The organism is Nitratireductor sp. GZWM139 (assembly GCF_030068685.1).
Classification (GTDB): domain Bacteria; phylum Pseudomonadota; class Alphaproteobacteria; order Rhizobiales; family Rhizobiaceae; genus Nitratireductor; species Nitratireductor aquimarinus.
This window is the reverse complement of record NZ_JAMQML010000004.1, coordinates 166174-186189: the sequence shown is the minus strand read 5'-3', so window position 1 is coordinate 186189 and position 20016 is coordinate 166174. Positions and strand designations below refer to the sequence as shown.

Annotated in this window: 17 protein-coding genes and 1 tRNA gene; 11 read left to right on the top strand and 7 right to left on the bottom strand. The window is 62.9% G+C overall.

The window, feature by feature from the left end; all coding sequences use genetic code 11:
- Positions 1 to 32: 32 nt before the first annotated feature.
- The 4 genes from NDI72_RS06625 to NDI72_RS06610 all read left to right on the top strand — a co-directional run bounded on the left by NDI72_RS06625 (position 33) and on the right by NDI72_RS06610 (position 6722).
- Positions 33 to 2114, top strand: a complete 2082-nt coding sequence (locus NDI72_RS06625) for a TRAP transporter permease (protein WP_283799988.1) — start codon at positions 33 to 35, stop codon at positions 2112 to 2114.
- Between the two features lie 112 nt (positions 2115 to 2226).
- Positions 2227 to 3195 carry a helix-turn-helix domain-containing protein gene (locus NDI72_RS06620; RefSeq protein WP_206546158.1) on the top strand — a complete coding sequence of 323 codons (969 nt, stop codon included), beginning with the start codon at positions 2227 to 2229 and terminating at the stop codon, positions 3193 to 3195.
- 80 nt (positions 3196 to 3275) lie between these two features.
- Complete coding sequence (locus NDI72_RS06615) at positions 3276 to 4709, top strand: aldehyde dehydrogenase family protein (protein WP_283799987.1); 1434 nt, start codon at positions 3276 to 3278, stop codon at positions 4707 to 4709.
- 27 nt (positions 4710 to 4736) lie between these two features.
- Positions 4737 to 6722, top strand: coding sequence for a copper amine oxidase (locus NDI72_RS06610; RefSeq protein ID WP_283799986.1), 1986 nt, complete (start codon positions 4737 to 4739; stop codon positions 6720 to 6722).
- A gap of 133 nt (positions 6723 to 6855) precedes the next feature.
- On the opposite strand, the gene NDI72_RS06605 is transcribed toward NDI72_RS06610, so the two are convergent.
- From NDI72_RS06605 to NDI72_RS06590, 4 genes are all read right to left on the bottom strand, one after another.
- Entirely contained in the window at positions 6856 to 7338 is a 483-nt protein-coding gene (locus tag NDI72_RS06605) for a GlcG/HbpS family heme-binding protein (protein ID WP_090328370.1), read from the bottom strand.
- Positions 7339 to 7425: 87 nt separating this feature from the next.
- Entirely contained in the window at positions 7426 to 8037 is a 612-nt protein-coding gene (locus NDI72_RS06600; RefSeq protein WP_113153204.1) for a response regulator transcription factor, read from the bottom strand.
- Positions 8034 to 9629, bottom strand: a complete 1596-nt coding sequence (locus NDI72_RS06595) for a sensor histidine kinase (RefSeq protein ID WP_283799985.1) — start codon at positions 9627 to 9629, stop codon at positions 8034 to 8036. The genes NDI72_RS06600 and NDI72_RS06595 overlap by 4 nt, the downstream gene beginning before the upstream one ends.
- A 37-nt stretch (positions 9630 to 9666) precedes the next feature.
- Positions 9667 to 10578 (bottom strand): LysR family transcriptional regulator, encoded by a 912-nt coding sequence (locus NDI72_RS06590; RefSeq protein WP_283799984.1) that lies wholly within the window; start codon positions 10576 to 10578, stop codon positions 9667 to 9669.
- Between the two features lie 326 nt (positions 10579 to 10904).
- Here NDI72_RS06590 and NDI72_RS06585 point away from each other — a divergent pair, with 326 nt between their 5' ends.
- From NDI72_RS06585 to NDI72_RS06575, 3 genes are all read left to right on the top strand, one after another.
- Complete coding sequence (locus tag NDI72_RS06585) at positions 10905 to 11903, top strand: TRAP transporter substrate-binding protein (protein ID WP_283799983.1); 999 nt, start codon at positions 10905 to 10907, stop codon at positions 11901 to 11903.
- 166 nt (positions 11904 to 12069) lie between these two features.
- Positions 12070 to 12615 (top strand): TRAP transporter small permease, encoded by a 546-nt coding sequence (locus NDI72_RS06580; RefSeq protein WP_206553887.1) that lies wholly within the window; start codon positions 12070 to 12072, stop codon positions 12613 to 12615.
- 6 nt (positions 12616 to 12621) lie between these two features.
- A complete protein-coding gene (locus NDI72_RS06575) occupies positions 12622 to 13905 on the top strand; it encodes a TRAP transporter large permease (RefSeq protein WP_113153208.1) in 1284 nt (427 codons plus the stop codon).
- 68 nt (positions 13906 to 13973) lie between these two features.
- On the opposite strand, the gene NDI72_RS06570 is transcribed toward NDI72_RS06575, so the two are convergent.
- Complete coding sequence (locus NDI72_RS06570; RefSeq protein ID WP_283799982.1) at positions 13974 to 14852, bottom strand: SMP-30/gluconolactonase/LRE family protein; 879 nt, start codon at positions 14850 to 14852, stop codon at positions 13974 to 13976.
- Positions 14853 to 15069: 217 nt separating this feature from the next.
- Here NDI72_RS06570 and NDI72_RS06565 point away from each other — a divergent pair, with 217 nt between their 5' ends.
- Complete coding sequence (locus NDI72_RS06565; RefSeq protein WP_283799980.1) at positions 15070 to 15843, top strand: MarR family transcriptional regulator; 774 nt, start codon at positions 15070 to 15072, stop codon at positions 15841 to 15843.
- A gap of 55 nt (positions 15844 to 15898) precedes the next feature.
- Here NDI72_RS06565 and NDI72_RS06560 read toward each other — a convergent pair whose 3' ends face one another.
- Positions 15899 to 16717, bottom strand: a complete 819-nt coding sequence (locus NDI72_RS06560) for an IclR family transcriptional regulator (RefSeq protein ID WP_283799978.1) — start codon at positions 16715 to 16717, stop codon at positions 15899 to 15901.
- A 286-nt stretch (positions 16718 to 17003) separates the two neighbouring features.
- Here NDI72_RS06560 and NDI72_RS06555 point away from each other — a divergent pair, with 286 nt between their 5' ends.
- Positions 17004 to 17708, top strand: a complete 705-nt coding sequence (locus NDI72_RS06555; protein ID WP_283799977.1) for an MOSC domain-containing protein — start codon at positions 17004 to 17006, stop codon at positions 17706 to 17708.
- Positions 17709 to 17806: 98 nt separating this feature from the next.
- On the opposite strand, the gene NDI72_RS06550 is transcribed toward NDI72_RS06555, so the two are convergent.
- Positions 17807 to 17882: transfer RNA gene (locus NDI72_RS06550), tRNA-Thr, on the bottom strand.
- Between the two features lie 791 nt (positions 17883 to 18673).
- Here NDI72_RS06550 and NDI72_RS06545 point away from each other — a divergent pair.
- Together NDI72_RS06545 and NDI72_RS06540 are read left to right on the top strand one after the other, a co-directional pair.
- Complete coding sequence (locus tag NDI72_RS06545; protein ID WP_113153214.1) at positions 18674 to 19162, top strand: (2Fe-2S)-binding protein; 489 nt, start codon at positions 18674 to 18676, stop codon at positions 19160 to 19162.
- A gap of 15 nt (positions 19163 to 19177) precedes the next feature.
- On the top strand, positions 19178 to 19978 hold the full coding sequence (locus NDI72_RS06540; protein ID WP_283799976.1) for an FAD binding domain-containing protein: 801 nt from the start codon (positions 19178 to 19180) through the stop codon (positions 19976 to 19978).
- Positions 19979 to 20016: the final 38 nt, after the last annotated feature.

Genomic DNA, 20016 nt, shown 5'->3' with positions numbered 1-20016 from the left:
ACCAAACGTGATTTCCAGAGAGGCTTTGCAGGATGGCCCATCCATCTGAATCCGAACGCGCGGAAGCGCTGACCGAAGAACAGATGAAGGCGCTCGAAGAGCGCTATGATCCGGAAGTCCGTTTCAGACCCCTGCCCGAACTGCTCGGCTGGATCGCCGGCGGCGCGCTGTTCGTCCTCTCCTGCTATCACTATTACACGGCCGGTTTCGGCATTCCGCAGGCGACCACGCATCGCGGCGTGCATCTGGCCTTCACGCTGGCGCTGATCTTCGTTTTCTTCGCCGCCTGGAACCAGCCGCGCGAGCCGCGTAAGGGCCTGCTCTACCCGCTCGGCATGCCGGTCATCGACTGGGTTCTCGCCATCGCGGGCGCAGTGGCGGCGCTCTATGTGCCGTGGATCTTCAACGATCTCGCCTTCCGTGTCGGCGATCCCCTGCCCATCGACGTGTTCATGGGCACGGTGCTTATCGTCGTGCTGCTTGAGGCCACGCGCCGCGCCATGGGCTGGCCCCTGCCGGTCATCGCCCTGCTCTTCATCGCCTATGCCTATTTCGGTCAGTCCATGCCAGGCATTCTGGCGCATCCGGGCGCGAGCTGGAGCAACATCGTCAACCATCTCTACCTGACGAGCCAGGGGATTTACGGAACCGCGCTGGGCGTCATCTCCACCTATGTGTTCCACTTCGTGCTGTTTGGCGTTCTTGCGACGCGCATCGGCCTCGGCCAGCTCTTCATCGACCTCGCCTCGGCCCTTGCCGGACGCTATTCCGGCGGCCCGGCCAAGGTGTCTGTGCTTTCTTCCGCCATGCTCGGCTCGATCTCCGGCTCGTCCATCGCCAACACGGTGACCACCGGCTCGCTGACGATCCCGGCGATGATCCGCATCGGCTATCCGCGCCATTTCGCAGCCGCCGTGGAAGCGGCAAGCTCCACCGGCGGTCAGATCACCCCGCCGGTCATGGGCGCCGTCGCCTTCCTGATGATCGAATATCTGGGCGTGCCGCTCACCACCATTCTGACCGCTGCCCTCGTGCCCGCCTTCATGCACTTCTTCGGCGTTCTGGTGCAGGTGCATCTGGAAGCCCGCCGTCGCGGCCTGCGCGGCCTCACCAGGGATGAGCTGCCCGTCGCCTGGACCGTCTTCAAGGCCGGCTGGCTCACCACGCTGCCGCTCTTCGTGCTGGTGGCCATTCTCCTGTCGGGCAAAACGCCCTATCTCGCCGCCTTCTGGGGCATCACGGCCTGTCTTCTGGTGCTCGTCATCCAGAATTTCATCCGCCACGACATCAAGACCGCGATCCGCGAAAGCGTGCGCGAAACGTGGGACGGGTTCGTTGTCGGTGCGAAATACTCGCTCTCCGTCACGGCGGCGGCAGCCCTTGTCGGTGTCATCATCGGCGTGGTCACGCTCACCGGCGTCGGCTTCAAGATCGCCTATATGGTCACATCCGTTGCCGCCGGCTGGGCGCAGAGCGTGGCCGACAGTCTCGCCTTCCTGCCGTTCGAGCTCTTCAGCGTGAGCACGCTCACCCTGCTCTTCACCCTGATCATGACCGCAATTGTCTGCGTTCTGATGGGCTGCGGCATCCCCACCACGGCGAACTATCTGATCATGATCGCCGTCGCGGCCCCCATTCTGAGCCTGCTCGGCGTCGAGCCCATCGTGGCGCATTTCTTCGTGTTCTATTTCGGCGTTCTGGCAGACATCACCCCGCCGGTGGCGCTGGCGGCCTATGCGGCGGCCGGCATTGCCGGGGCCAATGCCTTCAAGGCCGGCAACACCGCCTTCCGGCTCGGCATGGGCAAGGCGCTGGTGCCGTTCGTCTTCGTCTTCTCGCCCTCCATGCTGCTGGTCACAGACAGCTTCACCTGGAACGAGTTCTTCCTGGCGACCATCGGCGCGATGCTCGGCATCTGGATGCTGTCGGCGGCGTTCTCAAGCTGGCTGTTCGCGCCGCTGCGCGTTTATGAGCGGCTGCTGCTCGCGCTCTCCGCCATCCTGTTCGTCGCGCCGGATCTCTACGCCACGCTGGCCGGCGCCATCATCGCCGCGCCGGTTTTCGTCCGCCAGGTCTCGGCGCGCAAGGCAGACACCGTCACGGCGGAAAACTGAGGACGGCAGGGGCGGTGCATACCCCACCTTGCCGAGCCGCTGAAAGCTGACTACGCTTCCCCCGCCGCTTCCTGCCCGCAATGCGATGGCAGGCGACGGCGGGAGGAGAAACATGCCGTCTGACGAGACGAACAGCCTGGCGCCGCTGGACGCCTTCCAGGCTGGCGTACGCAATGTTTGCGGGCAGTTCCTGGTTTCGCCGCCGGACGGCGCACGGGATATGCGCGGCATCATCACACTGAAACAGCGTCAAGCGCTGGCGGTTGCCGTGGTGCGCAACAGTGCTGCCCGGATCAACCGCGACTGGCGCTGCATCAGGCAGGATTCCGCCGAGCACCTGTTTCTGGTTCTGCAGAAGGCGGGCCATTCGGTGATGCGTCAGGGCGATGCCGATGTACGGCTTGCGCCCGGCGACTTCATCATGATCGACTCCGCCTATCCCTCCCGCTTCCTCTATGGCGACAGTGGCAGCCTGCAATATTCCGTGCACCTCAACCGCGCCGAATTCGCCCATCGCTTTGGCACCTGCGCGCTGGGTGGCTGTCCGATCCCCGGCTCCACCGATATCGGCATGGCGCTGCGCGCCACCATCGACCGCATCGTCGATGGCGAGGGAGCTGCCGCGCAGCAGCATTTCATCGGCGAGGCCTTCTTCAACCTTATGGGGGCCTATCTCTGCGGCATGGAGGCAGGCGACCTGCCCTCATCGGAGACGAGCAACGAACTGCTCATGGCCAAGGCGCGGGCTTATATCCGGCAGCGTTTCCGCGATCCGGAATGCACGCCGGCAGACGTCGCAGCCGCCATGGGCGTCAGCCTGCGCGCCCTGCAGCGCCGGTTTCAGGCCGCCGGCTCCTCCCTGTCGGAATGTCTCATCGGCGCGCGGCTCGACTATGTGTGCCAGCGGCTGATGGCGCAGGAGGCGGCGGGAACCTCGGACCGCATCTCGACGATCGCTTTCGACGCGGGCTTCAACGACCTGTCCTATTTCAACCGCCAGTTCCGCGCCCGCTACCGGGTGCCGCCCGGCGAATACCGCCTGCATGCGGCGACGCCATCGGCCAAAAGCGTGACGCAATAGTCCAAGACCGGTGGCCGGCCCGCTTCCACTATGCCCGATTGATGCCGCCTGAAAGGCGGCGCTATCGGAGGAGGAAGACGATGGCAGACACCGCGACAGCCACAGGCGCAGATGCGTTCCAGAACATCATCAATGGCCGCCCCGCGCCAACCGCGGGAAGCCAGCCCGTGCTTGATCCGGCAACCGGAACACCGGTCGGCCAGATGCCGCTTGGCACGGTTGAGGATCTCGAAGCGGCGGTGGACGCCGCCCGCGCAGCCTTTCCCGCATGGGCGGCTGCCAGCGATGCGGACCGTCAGGTAGCCTGCCTGAAGATCGCAGACCGGCTCGAACAGGCGATCCCGGAGCTTGCGCCCCTTCTGACGGCTGAGCAGGGCAAGCCCATTGGCGGTTTCGGCTCGCAATGGGAAATCGGGGCTGCCGCCGCATGGACCCGGCACACGGCAGGCCTCGAACTGCCGGTCTCCGTCCTGCAGGACAACAATGAGGGCCGCGTGGAGGTGCACCGCAAGCCCATCGGCGTGGTTGGCTCCATCACACCGTGGAACTTTCCCGTGCTGATCGCCGCCTGGCACATCATTCCCGCCGTGCGCGCCGGCAATTGCGTGGTCATCAAGCCCTCGCCCAACACACCGCTCGCCACGATCCGCTTCGTCGAGATCATCAATCAGGTGCTGCCGGCCGGCGTGGTCAACATCGTGTGTGGCGCAGATGAAATCGGCGCGGCCATGTCCGCCCATCCCGGCATCGACAAGATGGTGTTCACCGGCTCCACCGGCACCGGCCGCAAGATCATGGCCTCGGCCGCCGAAACGGTGAAGCGCCTGACGCTTGAACTCGGCGGCAATGATGCAGCCATCGTGCTGCCCGATGTCGATCCGCAGGCGGTCGCCGAAGGGCTTTTCTGGGGCGCGTTCCTCAACAACGGCCAGACCTGCGCCTGCATCAAGCGGCTCTATGTGCATGACAGCATCTATGACGCCGTCTGCGATGCGCTCTCGGCGCTGGCCGCCGCCATTCCCATGGGCGACGGACGGCAGGATGGCGTCGCGCTCGGCCCGGTGCAGAACGTCATGCAGTTCGAGCGCGTGAAAGAGCTGGTCGAGGAGGCAAGGGCTTCCGGCGCGCGCATTCTCACTGGCGGCGCGCCCTCCGGCGGGCCGGGCTATTTCTATCCCGCCACCATCGTCGCCGATGCCGAACACGGCATGCGCCTTGTCGATGAAGAGCAGTTCGGCCCGGTCCTGCCGGTCATCCGCTACACGGATGTGGAGGCCGTGATTGCGCGGGCCAACGACAATCCGAACGGGCTTGGCGGCTCCGTCTGGTCGCAGGACACCGAACGCGCCAAGGCGCTGGCGCTGCAACTCGAATGCGGCACCGCATGGATCAACAAGCACGGCATGATCCAGCCCAACGCCCCCTTTGGCGGCATCAAGCAATCCGGCGTCGGCGTGCAGTTCGCCGAGGCAGGGCTGATGGAGAACACCGTCGGCCAGACCCTGATCATGTAACGGCACGCTTCAAGAGGAGGAGACACGATGAAGAGACACTTATCCGCCACCTGCGCGGCCATGGCGCTCACCGCCTTATGCGGCGGCGCTCTGGCTCACCCGCTGGACGGCCTGTCGAAAGAGGAGATCGCCGAGGTCGTCACCATCATGAAATCCGATGACCGGATTTCCGACGAGGCCCGCTTTCCGCTGATCGAGCTGAAAGAACCGGAAAAGGCCGAAGTGCTTGCCTGGAAAGAAGGCGATGAAGGCCCACGCGCCGCCACCGTCCATGTCATCTCGGGCGACGAGACCTACAAGGCCGAGGTCAATCTCGTTTCCGGAGAAATCAGCGATTTCGGCGCCATTGGCGGCCAGCACATGGTGCTTCTGGAAGAATTCATCGGGGCCATGGATCTGGCCCTTTCCGACGAAAACTTCGTCGCCGCCCTCGCAAAGCGCGATCTGGAGCCCGGCGACGTGTTCTGCCTGCCGCTCACGGCCGGCTCGTTCGACATGGAGGCGGAAGCCGGTCAGCGCCTGATGAAGGTGCCCTGCTACGTCAATCCGACCGGCTCCAACTTCTACGCCAAGCCCATCGAGGGGCTTTACGCCGTGGTCGATCTCGCCGGCAAATCCGTGGTCGAGGTGATCGACAATGGCGTCGTGCCGGTGCCGCAGGATGCCTGGGGTTACATGGAAGATGAGGTCGAGGCGCGAACGGGCGCGCTGCGGCCCGAAAGCAATCCCGCCACGCTTCGCCAGGAAGGCGATCCCAATTTCACCATCGACGGCAGCATGGTGAACTGGGACATCTGGCGCTTCCGCTGGCGCGTCGACAAGCGCCCCGGCGTGGTTCTGTCCAACATCGAGGTCAATGACCGCGACGACTGGCGCTCTGTGCTCTATCAGGCCCATCTGTCGGAAGTCTTCGTGCCCTATATGGACCCGGACGAAGGCTGGTACTGGCGCACCTATATGGACAGCGGCGAATATGGTTTCGGCATCTTCCTGAGCCCGCTGCGCGCGGGCGTGGACTGCCCCGCCTATGCGCGCTTCCTGCCCGCCACCGTGCATGACGATCTGGGCAACCCGATCGAAATTCCGGATGCGTTATGCATCTTCGAACGCAATATCGGCGACCCCGCCTGGCGGCATTACGAGATCTTCGCCCAGAGCGAGGAACAGTCCGTGCCTGCGGAAGGCCGCCCGGCAAGCGAGCTGGTGGTGCGTTCCGCCTCACAAGTGGGCAATTACGACTATCTTATCGACTATGTGTTCGAGCAGAACGGGCGCATCCGCGTGATGGTCGGCGCAACCGGCCTCGATGCGGTGAAGGGCGTTGCCTCTACCTCCATGGAGGACGCAACCGCCGAACAGGAAACCCGCTACGGCACGCTGATCGTGCCCAATCTGGTTGCACCCAACCACGACCACTTCTTCAACTTCCGGCTCGATTTCGACATTGACGGTCAGGACAATGTCTTCATGCGCACCGGCCTCGTGAAGGGCGACATGCCAGATGGCGTGCCGCGCCGCTCCATGTGGGTGACCGAGGCGACAATGCCGAAGACCGAAATGGAAGCGCGCTATCGCGTGAACCCGGCAACGCCGGCCATGTATCACATCATGAACATGGGCCGGAAAATCGGCGTCGGCCATGCGCCGGGCTACATGATCCTGCCGCAGAACAGCGTCGCCTACAGCCCGCTGGACACGGAGAACGATCCGCCCGCAAAGCGCAACGCCTATATCGACTACACGTTCTGGAACACGCCCTATGCGGCAAACGAACGCTATGCCGGCGGCGAATACGCTTTCCAGAGCGACGGGTCGGACACGCTCGCCGAGTGGGTGAAGCAGGACCGCAGCATCGACAACACCGACATCGTGACCTGGTACACGATGGGGTTCCATCATGTGCCGCAGATGGAGGACTGGCCGGTCATGTCGACCATGTGGAAGGGCATCACGCTAAAACCCTACAACTTCTTCCCGCACAATCCGGCGCTCACCGTGCGACTGCCCAAATAGGCCAGAGCATCGGACCGAAAAATGGAGTCCGGTTTTCGGATCATTCCGATGCTCCATCAATAAATCAGATGGCAGAAACGAAGAGAGGCGCGACCGAAAGGTCGCGCCTCTTCTGTTCAACCCGTAGGGGTGATTATTCGGCGCCGATTGCGTCGAGACCGGCGCGGGCGCAGGTGGCGTCAATGTCGCCCGAAGGCGCGCCGCCGACACCGATGCCCGCCACCAGAGCGCCACCGATGCGCACCGGCAGACCACCGGCCTGGATCACCAGACGGGAATCCATGTCGCGCAGGCCGTCATTCTGCGGGTTCTCACCGATGAAGTTGGCCAGACCAGCCGTGTCGCGGCCAAGGCTTGCGGAGGTGAAGGCCTTGCCGACGCTGCTGCCGGTCGTGTGCGGGCCGGAATTGTCGGCTTTCACGAGAACCTTGGTTGCGCCGCTGCGCTCCACCACGGCAACGCTCACCGCGTAACCTTCAGCCGCACAGGCGTCGAGTGCAGCCTGAGCAGCCTTCTGCGCCATGTCGAGCGGCAGGTAGGGAGCGGTGGGCAGGTCCTGAGCCGAAACGGCGGTCGCGGCCAGAAGCGAGGCGGAAAGAACAATCGAACGGATCATCGGGAACTCCTTGGGTTTGGATGATCCGTTTCTAGCAAGCTGCCCCGCTCCACCGCATCGGTAGCGCTGGCGGGGGGCTCCGTAGTTCTACGGATGCCTGTTCGCCTGCAGCCAGAGCCGCGTCATTTCCGCCGCCGATGTCGTGCCGAGCTTTGCGCCGATGGAAGCGCGGTGGCTTTCCACCGTGCGTGGCGAAACGGCCATGGAAGCGGCAATCTCCTTGGTGGTGAAGCCGCCGGCAATGCGCTCCAGAACCTCGCTTTCACGGCCCGTCAGGCTCGCCAGAAGATCCGCCGTTTCGGCGTGTTCGGCCGCTTCCCGCTCAGAGCGGTCCAGCATGTCCTGCGCCTTCTGGATGGCGTCGATCAGATCCTGCTCATCGACGGGCTTGCTCAGAAAATCCACCGCGCCATTGCGGAAAGCCCGGCGGCAGGCCTCGATATCACCATGGCCGCTGATCACCACGGTCGGCCAGTCTATGCCCTGCGCGATCAGGCGCTCCTGAAGCTTCAGGCCCGAGATCACGGGCATGCGAATGTCGAAGATCAGACAGCCGGGCGGCAGCTTGCCGAGCGCGGCCAGAAAACTCTCCGGGTCGGGAAACGATTTCACGTCGACGTCGACCGTGCTCAAAAGCAGCACCAGAGCGCGGCGCACGGCTTCGTCGTCATCCACCAGATAGACCGGCCTGCCACTCATGCCGAAACCCTCCCGTCATCGTGCTTGATCTCGTGCCGTTGGCTCGCCAGAGGGAGGCGCACCTGAAAGCGGGCGCCTCCTTGCGAGGGCAATAGCTCGATCTCGCCATTCATGCGCTCGACGATGCGTTGCGAGAGCGAGAGGCCAAGCCCGGTGCCCTGCTCCTTGCCGGTCACGAAAGGCTCGAACACCTGCCCCGCCAGCGCTTCATCCACGCCCGGCCCATTGTCATACACGTCCAGAATGGCGAGCCCCGCCTCGCGGCGGCTTGTGACGCTCACCTGCCCGTCCTGCGTTTCTTCCAGCGCCTCAAAGGCGTTGCGCACGAGATTGAAAATCACCTGTTCGAGCTCCGTCCGGTCGGCGCGCACGGCCAGCGCCTCATCGGCAAGGTCCAGCTTCAGCTTCACCGAACGCTTGCGCGCCTCGGGCGCAAGGAGCGCCTCAACGCCGCCGATGGCCGCATTCAGGTCGGTCATGCCGGTCTCACCGCGCGGCGGACGGATCCACTGGCGCAGATGCGAGAGAATGTCCGCGCCGCGCCGTGCCTGCGCGACAAGTTCGTCCAGCACGGACGCCACGGCCTGCGTATCGCCCTTGCCAAGCAGGCGGCGGCCCGCCTGCGCCTGGGTCAGAATGGCGGTGAGCGGCTGGGTCAGCTCATGGGCGATGCCGCTTGCCATCTCGCCCAGCGAATTGACCCGCGAGGCATGGGCCAGCCGCGTCTCGCGCGCAGAGAGCTTCGCTGCACGTTCCGCCTGCATGCGCCCGGCCCATTGCTGCCACAACGCCAGACCGGCCAGGAACAGCACCGACATCACGATCAGCGCCGGAACGATCTTCGACATGGGGAACAGCGCCGCCATGTGCTGGGTGACTGCCGTGCGCAGCACAAGCGGCTGCGAGGCGCTGCCCAGCGTTCTCTCGAAAGCGGGTGGCCCGACGATTTCATCGCCAATCAGAAGCGCGCCATCGGGAAAGACAAGCGACTGGCTTGCCGAAGCGGTCTGCCAGAAATCGCGGTCACTCTCCAGAAGTCCCTGCGCGTCGATCTCAAGACCCAGACCATAGATCGCCGCATCGCTGTTCGGGCTGCGCTTGACCAGAAGATAGTGCCCCGGCACACCGCCGGGCATTGGACCCAGAACCAGCGACCCATCGGTTGCCTGAACCGCTGCGCGGATCGCCGCATCGACCGCCGGATCGGCTGAGGCGCGGGTCGTCACGCCTTTGCCGCCCTCATCCACGGGCACGAGATCGACAGCCTCAATGCGTGGATAGAACCGGCGGAGCGCATTGGCCACGTCGAGAAAGAGATCGAACCCGCTTTCACCGCCGGCAAGCGCCACCGCCGAGAGCGCCGTCATGTGCGCGTCGTGCTGACCGGCCCGCTGCGAGGCAAGGCGATGCAGCGCCGCACTCTCATCATCGAGTTCCGAGAGCAGCCGCCAGCGCTCATTGGCGGCAATCGCGGCAATGGTTGCGAGCGCCAGCACGAACCACGCGGCAACGAACCAGACCGGTCGGCCGAAGCCCCGAAAGCCCCCAGGGCCCCCAAGGCCCATGCGATTGTCGGAAGAATTCTGTTTCATGCGCGCGATCTTGAGGAAGGGCGGGGCTTTTGCAAGCTCATTGTGCCGGAAACATCTCGGCCACGATTTCCGCCAGATGCTGCAGCGCCGCGCCGGCACCGGCCTCTCGCCACGCAAAACCGATTTCGATTTCAGGCTGCACGCCGGCAAGCCGGAAATAGGCAACACCCGGTCGCACCATTCGCCGCATCGTGCTCGGCACGAAGGCGACGCCAAGCCCGCCGGAGACCAGATTGATGATGGTCTGCATCTGCATGGCCTGCTGCCCCGGAAGCGGCGCAGCGCCCCGCTCCGCATAATAGCGGGTCACGAGATCGTGCAGCACCGGCGCGCCATGCCGGGGAAAGAGAATGACCGGAAGATCACGCAGGGCTGCAAAGTCCAGCTTGCCGCCACGGGGCCGCACGCGACCGGAGATCACCCATTCCTCCGGCACGGCGACCACCAGCCTGTCCTTCTCCACCGGGCGGTAGCGCAGGGGCGAATGCAGCGCGCCGCGCGGCGGGGTGATGACGATGCCGGCATCCAGCGTGCCGTCGAGCAGTTCGGCGATCTGCACATCGCTCGTGGCCTCGCTCAGAACCAGTTCCACCTCGGGAAACCGCGCCTTGAAGCGGCTGACCAGCTCCGGCAGGAAACTGTAGCTGACGAAACTGATGAAGGAGAGCCGCACCGTGCCGATTTCGCCGCGCGACAGACGCTGCGCCACCTGCGGCAAATCGCCGGCCTCCTCCAGCACACGCCGCGCATGCGGCAGCCACTCGCGCGCCACGGGCGTCAGCGCCACGCTGCGCCTCGTGCGCTCGAACAGCGGCAGGCCGAGCTCCGCCTCCAGCGCCTGAATGCTCTGGCTGAGAGGTGGCTGGGTAATGCCGAGACGTTCTGCGGCACGACCGAAATGCAGTTCCTCGGCAACGCTGACAAAGTGCCGTATCTGGCGGATGTCCATGCGCTTCTCATCTGCAAAGCAACTTAATTCAATACGATATATATATTTCTCATATCACACAAACACCCATAGCCTCTGCCCGGATGGTGGCGCATCGCCTGAAACGGCGCTTGAGGACGGGTCCCGGAACAGCGCCGCCGGCGCTCGGTCCGGCGATGCAGCGGCGCGGACAATCGCAAGGGGGACATGGCCATTTCCGCAAATCCCGCCGCCCCGGCGAACAGTGTCAGATTGAATAATTGGGGACCGAATGGGTTTGACACGCCCGATCCTTTGGGCGAATGGGAGAAAACAATCGCAATGAAATTCCATAAAGGGAGAGAGTGATGAAACTTTTCGCAAGAAATCTTGCGTCTGCGGCAGCGTTCGCTACGGCACTGGGCATTTTAGCTGGCGCGCAGTCCGCGCAGGCTCAGCAGGAAATCAAGCTCGGCTACGCGCTTGCGCCGAACTCGCATTACGGCGTCGCCGCCGACAAATGGCAGGAAGAAGTCGAAGCCAAGACCGATGGCCGCTATTCCTTCCGTCACTTCCCCTCCTCCGGCCTCGGCGGTGAGCGCGAAGTGATCGAAGGCCTGCAGATCGGCACGATCGAAGCCACCATCGTCTCCTCCGGCACGCTCAGCAACTTCGTGCCCGAGACCGGCGTGTTTGACATCCCCTTCCTGTTCCGTGATCTCAACCACGCACGCGACGTGCTCGACGGCGAAATCGGCCAGAACATCCTGGCCAAGTTCGATGATGTCGGCCTGGTTGCGCTTGCATGGGGCGAGCAGGGCTTCCGCCACATCACCAACAACCGCAACACGATCGGCAAGCCCGAAGACGTCGCCGGCCTGAAGCTGCGCACGATGGAAAACCCGATCCACATCACCGCCTTCGAGACGCTCGGCGCAGCGCCGACCCCAATGGCATGGCCGGAAGTCATCAGCTCCCTCCAGCAGGGCACGATCGACGGCCAGGAGAACCCGCTCTCCGTCATCACGTCGACCAACCTCTCCGAGGTCCAGAAGTATCTGACGCTCTCCGGCCACGTTTATTCGCCGGCCATGCTGCTCGTCTCCAAGCAGCTCTGGGAAGGCATGTCTGACGAAGACAAGCAGGCGTTCCAGACGGGTGCGACCGAAGCCGCAAAGGCGATGCGCGCCTTTGTCGACAATGTCGAGACCTCCGGCGTCGCACAGCTCAAGGAAGAAGGCATGGATGTCGGCGAACTCACCGCCGAGCAGAAGGCCACCTTCCAGCAGGCCGTCCAGCCTGCCTATGAGCAGTACTACGAACAGTATGACAAGGCGCTGATCGACCAGATCATCGCGACGAAATAAGCGCTTCGCGCCATCACGTCCGGACGGCGGCCCCGTGGTCGCCGTCCGAATTCTGTTTCAGAATGTAATTTTTCGGGCCAGACGGTTCCCACCGCTCGTGGGGATGGGCTAAACAAAGCCCGTTCAACGGGCTGCGGCGCAACCGGCCGCCAGGCGGGGAAGATCGGTGAAAACGTTCGAGCGATATTTTGTTGCCCTCAACAAGTGGGCGCTGGTGCTGCTTCTCGGCGCCATGGCGGTCATCGTCTTCGCCAATGTTACGCTGCGCTACCTGACGAATTACTCGATCACCTGGTCCGAGGAAGTCGCCCGCTACCTGATGATCTGGATGACCTTCATCGGCGCCGGCCTTGCCCTGCGCACCGGTGGCCATGTGGCAATCAGCAATTTTCAGGAAATGCTCGGCAAGTATGGCCAGCGCGCAGTGCGCATCCTCATCCTGCTTCTGCTTCTGGCCTTCTTCTCGCTCATGATCTGGATGGGCCTGAACTACATGGAGCGCGCCCGTTTTCAGCTCACGCCGGCAACCCGCGTTTCCTTCCGTTACATCTACGCCGCGATGCCGATCGGCTTCAGCCTGCTCATCGTGCATCTGCTTCTGGTCGCGCGCTCCTTCGTGATGGAAAACCGGTTTGTCGACATCGAGACCGACACCCCATCCGCCGCGCTCGCCGAGAGCGGTGACACCCATATCGCAGCCAACCGGGACTAGACGGCCGTGGCGCTGATCCTCTTTGCATCCTTCTTCCTCCTTCTCATCATCGGCATGCCGGTGGCCTTCGCGCTGGCGCTTGCCGTCTGGGCCGCGATCAGCCTCGGCAGCACCTATCCGCAGATCGTCATCGTCAAGGAGATGTTCTCGGGGCTGGACAGTTTCCCGCTCATGGCGGTGCCGTTCTTCATTCTGGCGGCCGAGCTGATGTCGAGCGGCGCGATGACGCAGATCCTGCTGCGCTTCGCCTCGCAGTTTGTCGGCCATCTGCGTGGCGGGCTGGGCTACGCCAATGTGGTGTCGTCCACCATGTTCGCCGGCATCTCCGGCTCCGCGCTCGCCGATGCTGCCGGCCCCGGCGCAATGATGATCCGCATGATGGAGAAGGACGGGTACGACAAGTCCTATGCCAGCGCCCTCACGGCGTCGGCCTCGGTGGTCGGCCCCATCATCCCGCCATCGATCATCATGATCCTCTACGCCATGCAGGACGAGCGGGTTTCCGTGATCGCCCTGTTCATGGCGGGCCTCATTCCCGGCGTCGTGATCTCGCTCGCGATGGCCGCGACCAACTGGTATGTCTGCCGCAAGCGTGGCTTCAAGAGCAGCGCCCCGCGCCCCTCCGCGCGCGAGATGCTGCGCACCAGCTTTCAGGCACTGCCCGCAATCTTCCTGATCGTGCTGATCATCGGCGGCATTCGCAGCGGCATGTTCACCCCCACCGAAGCCTCGGTTGTGGCCGTGTTCTACGCCCTTCTGTGCGGCATGTTCGTCTACCGCTCGCTGCGGATTCGCGACCTGCCGGACATCATCTATCGCTCCGCGCTCGTCACCGTCGCCATTCTGCTCATCCTGGCAGCGGCCCGCGCTTTCGCCTGGATCATCATCATCGAGGGCATCCCGCAGAGCATCGCGGCCACCATCGTGGCATGGGATCTCAGCCCCATCGTGTTCCTGCTGGCGGTCAACGTGCTGCTCCTGGCTTTCGGCCTGTTCATGGACCCACTTCCGGGCGTCATGATACTCGTGCCGATCCTCAGCCCCATCGCCTATTCGCTGGGCATCGACCCCATCCACTTCGCCATCGTGGTGATCGTCAACCTGACGCTGGGGCTTCTGACGCCCCCTGTCGGGGCGTTGCTGTTCGTCGTGTCGTCAGCGGTGAAGATCCGGGTCAGCGACATGATCCGCGAGATGCCGCCCTTCCTGATCGTGCATCTGATCGTGTTGCTGTCGCTCACCTTCATCCCGGCGCTGTCGACCTGGCTGCCAAGCCTCAGCGGCTACTAAAGCGATTCCGGGAAAAGCGGGAATGCTCTAACTTCAGCCCCCGCTGGCGTCAGCCGGTCAGACCAGCGTCAGCCGATCAGAACGTCGGGTTCAAACTTGCCCGTCGGCATACCCAGATCGACAAGAAACACGCCCCCGGCCGCATCCGCGCCGGGGCTTTCAGGGTCGATGTTCACCGAGGCCGATGTCACGAGAAGGCGCTCCGCCTCAGGCCCGACAAAGGCCGGGCAGGTGGTCAGGGCGGCCGGCAGCGCGATCTTGCGAAGAAATGCGCCATCTGGCGCGTAGACCTGCACCCCGTGCCCTCCCCAGCACGCCACCAAGAGATTGCCCTGCGCATCCACCACCGCGCCATCGGGCATGCCGTCCTCGAAAGGTGCGCCGAATGGCGTTGGCGCGCCAATGGGCAGACCGGTGCCAGCGTCGAGCACGACCTGCATGATCTGCCGGGTCGGCGTGTCCGTGAAATAACCCAGGCGGCCATCCGGCGAAAAGCAGATCGCGTTGCTGACCGTGATGCCTGAAAAGAGGCGGCGCAGCGCGCCCTTGCGATACCAGTAGATCGAGCCCGCGCCTTCCTTCTCATCCTTGCCCATCGTGCCGATCCAGAAGGCGCCTGACGGATGCACGCGGGCATCGTTCGAGCGTGTCTGCGGCTGATCCGCCTCCAGCGGCATGTGCAGGCTGAGACTGCCATCGGCAATGCTGCGCAGGTAAAGACCGCTCTCCGTCACCAGCAATTGCCGCTCGCCGTCGATCCGCGCGAGCGCGCTGGAGAGTTCGGGCAAGCCATGCCGGCGCGTTACGCCGCCTGTAAAGCAATGCTCAAACAACACCCTGCCGGGTATGTCGAACCACCAGACCGTGTCCGTGTGCCGGTCATAAGTCGGCCCCTCGCCCAGCGTGCAGCGGAAACCTTCAAGCCGCTCCCAAACCGTTCCGGTCAAATGCCCCTCCTTTGCCCATATGCCCCTCAGCGCAGATTTAGCGCTGCCTCCGCATCGCCTTCAAGCGGAATGCACCGGAAGGAGTCCTGACCCAGCCTTGATCACATTTTGGAGAGAATGCCGCCTGGCACACCGTCAGAAGCCGTCAACATATTGATATACCGGCGATCTTTCACTTAAAAAGGCGTGGGGGCCCTACATCAAGGCGAAGCATACGGTGAAAGCACGGATAGAAGACGGGAATAGCAGCACAGTCGCATTGCAGAACGGTCTGGAATTGGTTCGCCGTCTCTCCGACGAAGGTCCGATGACCAGTGAGGAATTGGCACAGAGCCTTTCCCTGAGAAGCGACACGACCGCCAAACTTCTGAAAACGCTGGAAATGCACGGTTTTGTCGAACCCGCACGGTTCGCCAAACGCTTCCAGCCAGGCAGAATGGCTGGAACCCTTTCAGAGAAATTTCTTGGCGACACGCCCGTTACCGACATCGTCCGCCCCGTTCTTCAGGCGCTTGCCGACCAGCATGACGGAATCGGAACGCTCGTGGTGGCGGACCGGGACGAAGCCCTTCTTCTGGTCACCTGCAGCGGCCCGACCCGCCAGAATGCCCATGAATGCCATGTGGGCTCGACATACCCCCTGCCATTCACGGCGGGCGGACACGCCCTGCTCTTCACCATGCACAATGCAGCAGACGAACCGATTGCAGAGCGCGGCTACAACGAGGTCGAAACCAGGGCGCTCGAAGAGAGCTTTGCGTTCTTCTGTGCATCAGGGTGCTTCCGGACGCCGCTTCCCGAATGCGATCTGCTTTTGCTCGGCGCGCCGCTCCATCTCAGCAATGCCGTTCTGGCGCTGGAACTCGCAATTCCAGATGGATCTGGCGCCCGCCAGGATCCGACAGTGGCGATCAAGGAGCTTCTGGCAGCCGTCGAGCTGATCCAGCGCAAATGCTCGACACTCGGTGTGCGCTATCTGGAAGATTCCTGAAACGGCATCCGTTTCTGCGTCAGGCGGACACGCCTGACGTCGGCAGGGCCTCGCCTCAAACGGCGTGCTGGAGAAACTGGGGGTTCTGGGCGCGGGTCGATAAGGCAGCAGACAGATGCAGGAGTTCCTGCCCCAGCTCCCTGAGACGCGATGGTGGCGTATGGGCGCGCGGCGCACCACAGGCGATAGACATCGCGTTCAGCTGGCCCGAAGGTCGCAGTGGCACCGCCACGCCATGCACATCTTCGTGCCAGTTGCCCAGCGACAGCGCAAAGCCCTGCTCCTCTATCTCCGAGAGCCCCTGCTCGACATGCTGCGCCAGGTGCGACCAGTCCCCACCGTGATGCCGCTCTAAAGCCGCCATCAGGTGCCCGAGCTGTGTTTCTTCAAGACAGGAAATCAGCGCGTGGCCGATGGGCGAGGCGGCAAGCGGAATGCGCGAGCCGGCCTCCAGGCGTAAGGTGACCAGCGTGGCGCTGCTGTGGCACACTTCCAGATGCAGCGCGTCGGTGCCGTCGATCACGGCAAGAGCGGTGTGAACCCGAAAATTGTCCGCAATCTCCTGCAGATAGGGGCGCGTCAGCTCGACGATCTGCGCTTCGCTGCGCGCACCATATCCAAGCCGCACAACCCCTGGAGCCAGGCGAAAGCGACGACGGCTGGCGCTGTAATGCAAAAGCCCCATCAACGCGAGGGATTTGGTCAATCGTGCAACGGTAGCAGCCGGCAGATGCGTGCGCTCGACAATGTCGGAATTGCTCATCCAGACGGGCGCTTCGGCAAAAACGGAGAGAAGGCGCAGTCCCCGGGACAGCGCGGTTGAAACAGGCGGCGTCTTGCGCCCTTGCCGCTTGAGTATACCCGCGCCTGCCATTCTCCCCCCTTGGTGTGATGTTGAACCCTTCGGAAAAAGGGAACCAAAACTAGCAACACTGAGGCTCCACAGGCAACGATAAACATGCGTTTATCGCAAACATTCTATGGCAAACTGCAATTTCAAAACCGGGTTTAGTTCTGAAACACTGCGTCAACACGCTAGTTCACATGAAACCCTAAACTGGCTCACAACGCCGGCCTCTTCCGCCTTTATGTACTGACCGGACCTGAAGCACATCTTTTCGATCCGATGCTTCAGGACACCAAACTCAGGAGGCAACCACGTGCCCCACGCGACAAACACCCCACTGAAAGCCCTCCTGATCGGCGAAATCGCGCCGCTTGGAGAGAAGCAGGCGCCAAGCGGCATCGACAAGAAGCCCGTCGAAAGGGCTCTTTTCCTCAGCCACACCGGCTTCATCGGCGACAATCAGGCAGACACCAAACATCATGGCGGCCCCGATAAGGCCGTTCACCACTATCCCCGCGATCACTATGACGCCTGGCGGGAAGAGATCGGTGACAACACCCTTCTCGACAGCCCCGGCGCGTTTGGCGAAAATCTCTCAACCCTTGGCCTCAATGAAGAGACCGTGGCGCTGGGCGATGTGTTTCGCCTCGGCAACGCCATTCTTGAAGTATCCCAGGGACGGCAGCCATGCTGGAAGCTGAACAGCCGCTTCGGCGTCAGGGACATGGCGCTCAGGGTACAGAAAAGCGGCCGCACCGGCTGGTATTACCGGGTCTTGCAGGAAGGTCAGGTAGCGCCGGGCGACGCGCTCGAACGGATCGAACGCCCCCTGCCCGAATGGCCGCTGAAACGGCTCTGGCAGACGCTCTACGTCAAGACGCTAGACCGCAGCGAGCTGGAAGAGATGGCGGCGCTGGAGAAGCTGCCCGATGGCTGGCGGCGCTATGCGCAGCGACGCCTTGAATCCGGCAAGGTCGAGAGCTGGAACCGCCGCCTGCAGGGCGACAAAGCCGACTGAGGAACAGGGCCCACTGAAGAATACGAACACGCGCGCTCCGACAGCACGCGGGGCGCGCACCCAAGCCCGGGTGGTCATCTTCCAGAGTGGAGAGAGAGTGGTGCCGCTTGTCAGACTCGAACTGACGACCTCCGCATTACGAATGCGATGCTCTACCAACTGAGCTAAAGCGGCCCTTTCGCCATGGTCGGAACCCCGCCATGACCAGCTTGCTTCGCCATCCGCTCTGGACAATTGCGGCGCGAAGCACTTTCCCAGTGCACATACCCGCCTCTGCGAGCTTTCGCAACCCAATTGTCGAGCTAGAACGCCGTTTGGAGAGGGACATTTTCGGTCCGCAATCACCAAGGCAGCAAGCGGCGTCCTGATAGCGGCAATCTCCCAGGAGATCAAGCGGAAATGGCACAATCAGAGCAACCTAAAACAAGCCATGTAGATTTGATAGTTAACAAACAATAATTCAGTAAATCATTTTAAATATAAATACAAATTACTTGATAAACAAATAGATATGACTTTTAAGTTGCGCATTGGAGGAATATACTATGAAAAATTTTGCACCAATTATAATTGCTGCAGCGGCGTTTCTGCCCGTGAATGCCCACGCCGACGCAAATGCGTATCAGTGCAGGACCAACAGTTACCTCACGCATGTGAGAACCGACACACCATGGCGTGCCCATGTGGTGACCTACATCCACCTGACCGACAGGAAAAAGTTCCCGTCAGGCGACGCAACCGTCAACAAGATCAGGTGTAGACTACACCCGAAGAGGACGCTGACCGAAAGCCGCAGACCTCCCGCGCAAATCCGCGGAAACGGCGGGGAGCACAGCCAGTAGAAAGTACCCGTGGCAGCGGCGTCCGGCCCCTTCTTTCACACGGCAGGCATGGACACCGCTGCTGCATTCGCTAAGTTGGCGATCATCACAATAGCCACCGAAAATTCCAGTAGGCAGGTACCCATGACGAATGTGACAATGACGGTGAACGGACAGAAGGTCTCGGGCAGCGTCGAAGGTCGAACCCTGCTCGTTCAGTTCCTGCGCGATACGCTGGGGCTGACCGGCACCCATGTGGGCTGTGACACCTCGCAATGCGGCGCCTGCACGATCCATCTGGACGGAAAATCAGTCAAGGCATGCTCCCTTCTCGCCGTGCAGGCCGAAGGCGCGGAGATCACCACCATCGAAGGACTTGCCGAAGGCGATGTGCTGCATCCGGTGCAGGCCGCGTTCAAGGAGCATCACGGCCTTCAGTGCGGCTTCTGCACGCCCGGCATGATCATGGCCGCCACGGACATGATTCGCCGCCACCCGGAAGGGCTCGACGAGGAAACCGTGCGCGAAGAGCTTGAAGGCAATATCTGCCGCTGCACCGGCTACCACAACATCGTCAAGGCCATCATGGCCGCTTCCGAAGCGGTCAAGACCGGTTCCACGAAAGCCGCCTGAGCGAGGAGAGCGACCATGTATGACGTCAATTATCACCGCGCCGGCTCCCTCGAAGAAGCCCTCAAGCTGTTCAAGGCGGCGGAAGACGGCAAATTCATCGCCGGCGGCCAGACCCTCATCCCGGCCATGAAGACGCGGCTCGCCGCTCCGTCCGACCTCGTGGACCTGCGCCATATCGCCGATCTGAAGGCGATTTCCGTTTCCGGCAAGACCGTCACCATCGGTGCGGGCGTCACCCATGCCGAGGTCGCCGCCAGCGCCGACATCGCAGCCGCCTGCCCGGCGCTCTGCCATCTGGCCGGTCTCATCGGTGATCCGCAGGTGCGCCATATGGGCACGATTGGCGGCTCGCTCGCCAACAATGATCCGGCGGCGGACTACCCCGCCGCCATGCTGGCGCTTGCCGCCACCATCATCACCAGCACCCGCGAAATCGCCGCCGAAGACTTCTTCACCGGCCTGTTTGAGACGGCGCTGGAAGAAGACGAGATCATCACCGCCGTGCGCTTCGACGCGCCGGAAAAGGCCGGCTACGCCAAGTTCCCGAACCCCGCTTCGCGCTATGCGATGGCCGGTGTCTTCGTTGCCGTGGATGGCGGCGCGGTCCGTGTGGCTGTAACGGGGGCCGGCGATGACGGCGTTTTCCGCAGCGCCGAACTCGAAGCCGCACTCGCCGCCGAGTTCAGCGCATCGGCGCTCGAGGCCGTGTCCGTCCCTGCGGACGATCTCATGACCGACATCCACGCATCGGCCGAATACCGTGCCAGCCTGGTCGTTGCCATGGCCAAGCGCGCCGTTGCAATGGCCACGAGCTGATCCTCCAGCGCACGCGATAAAGCGCGGGCCTGTCCGCA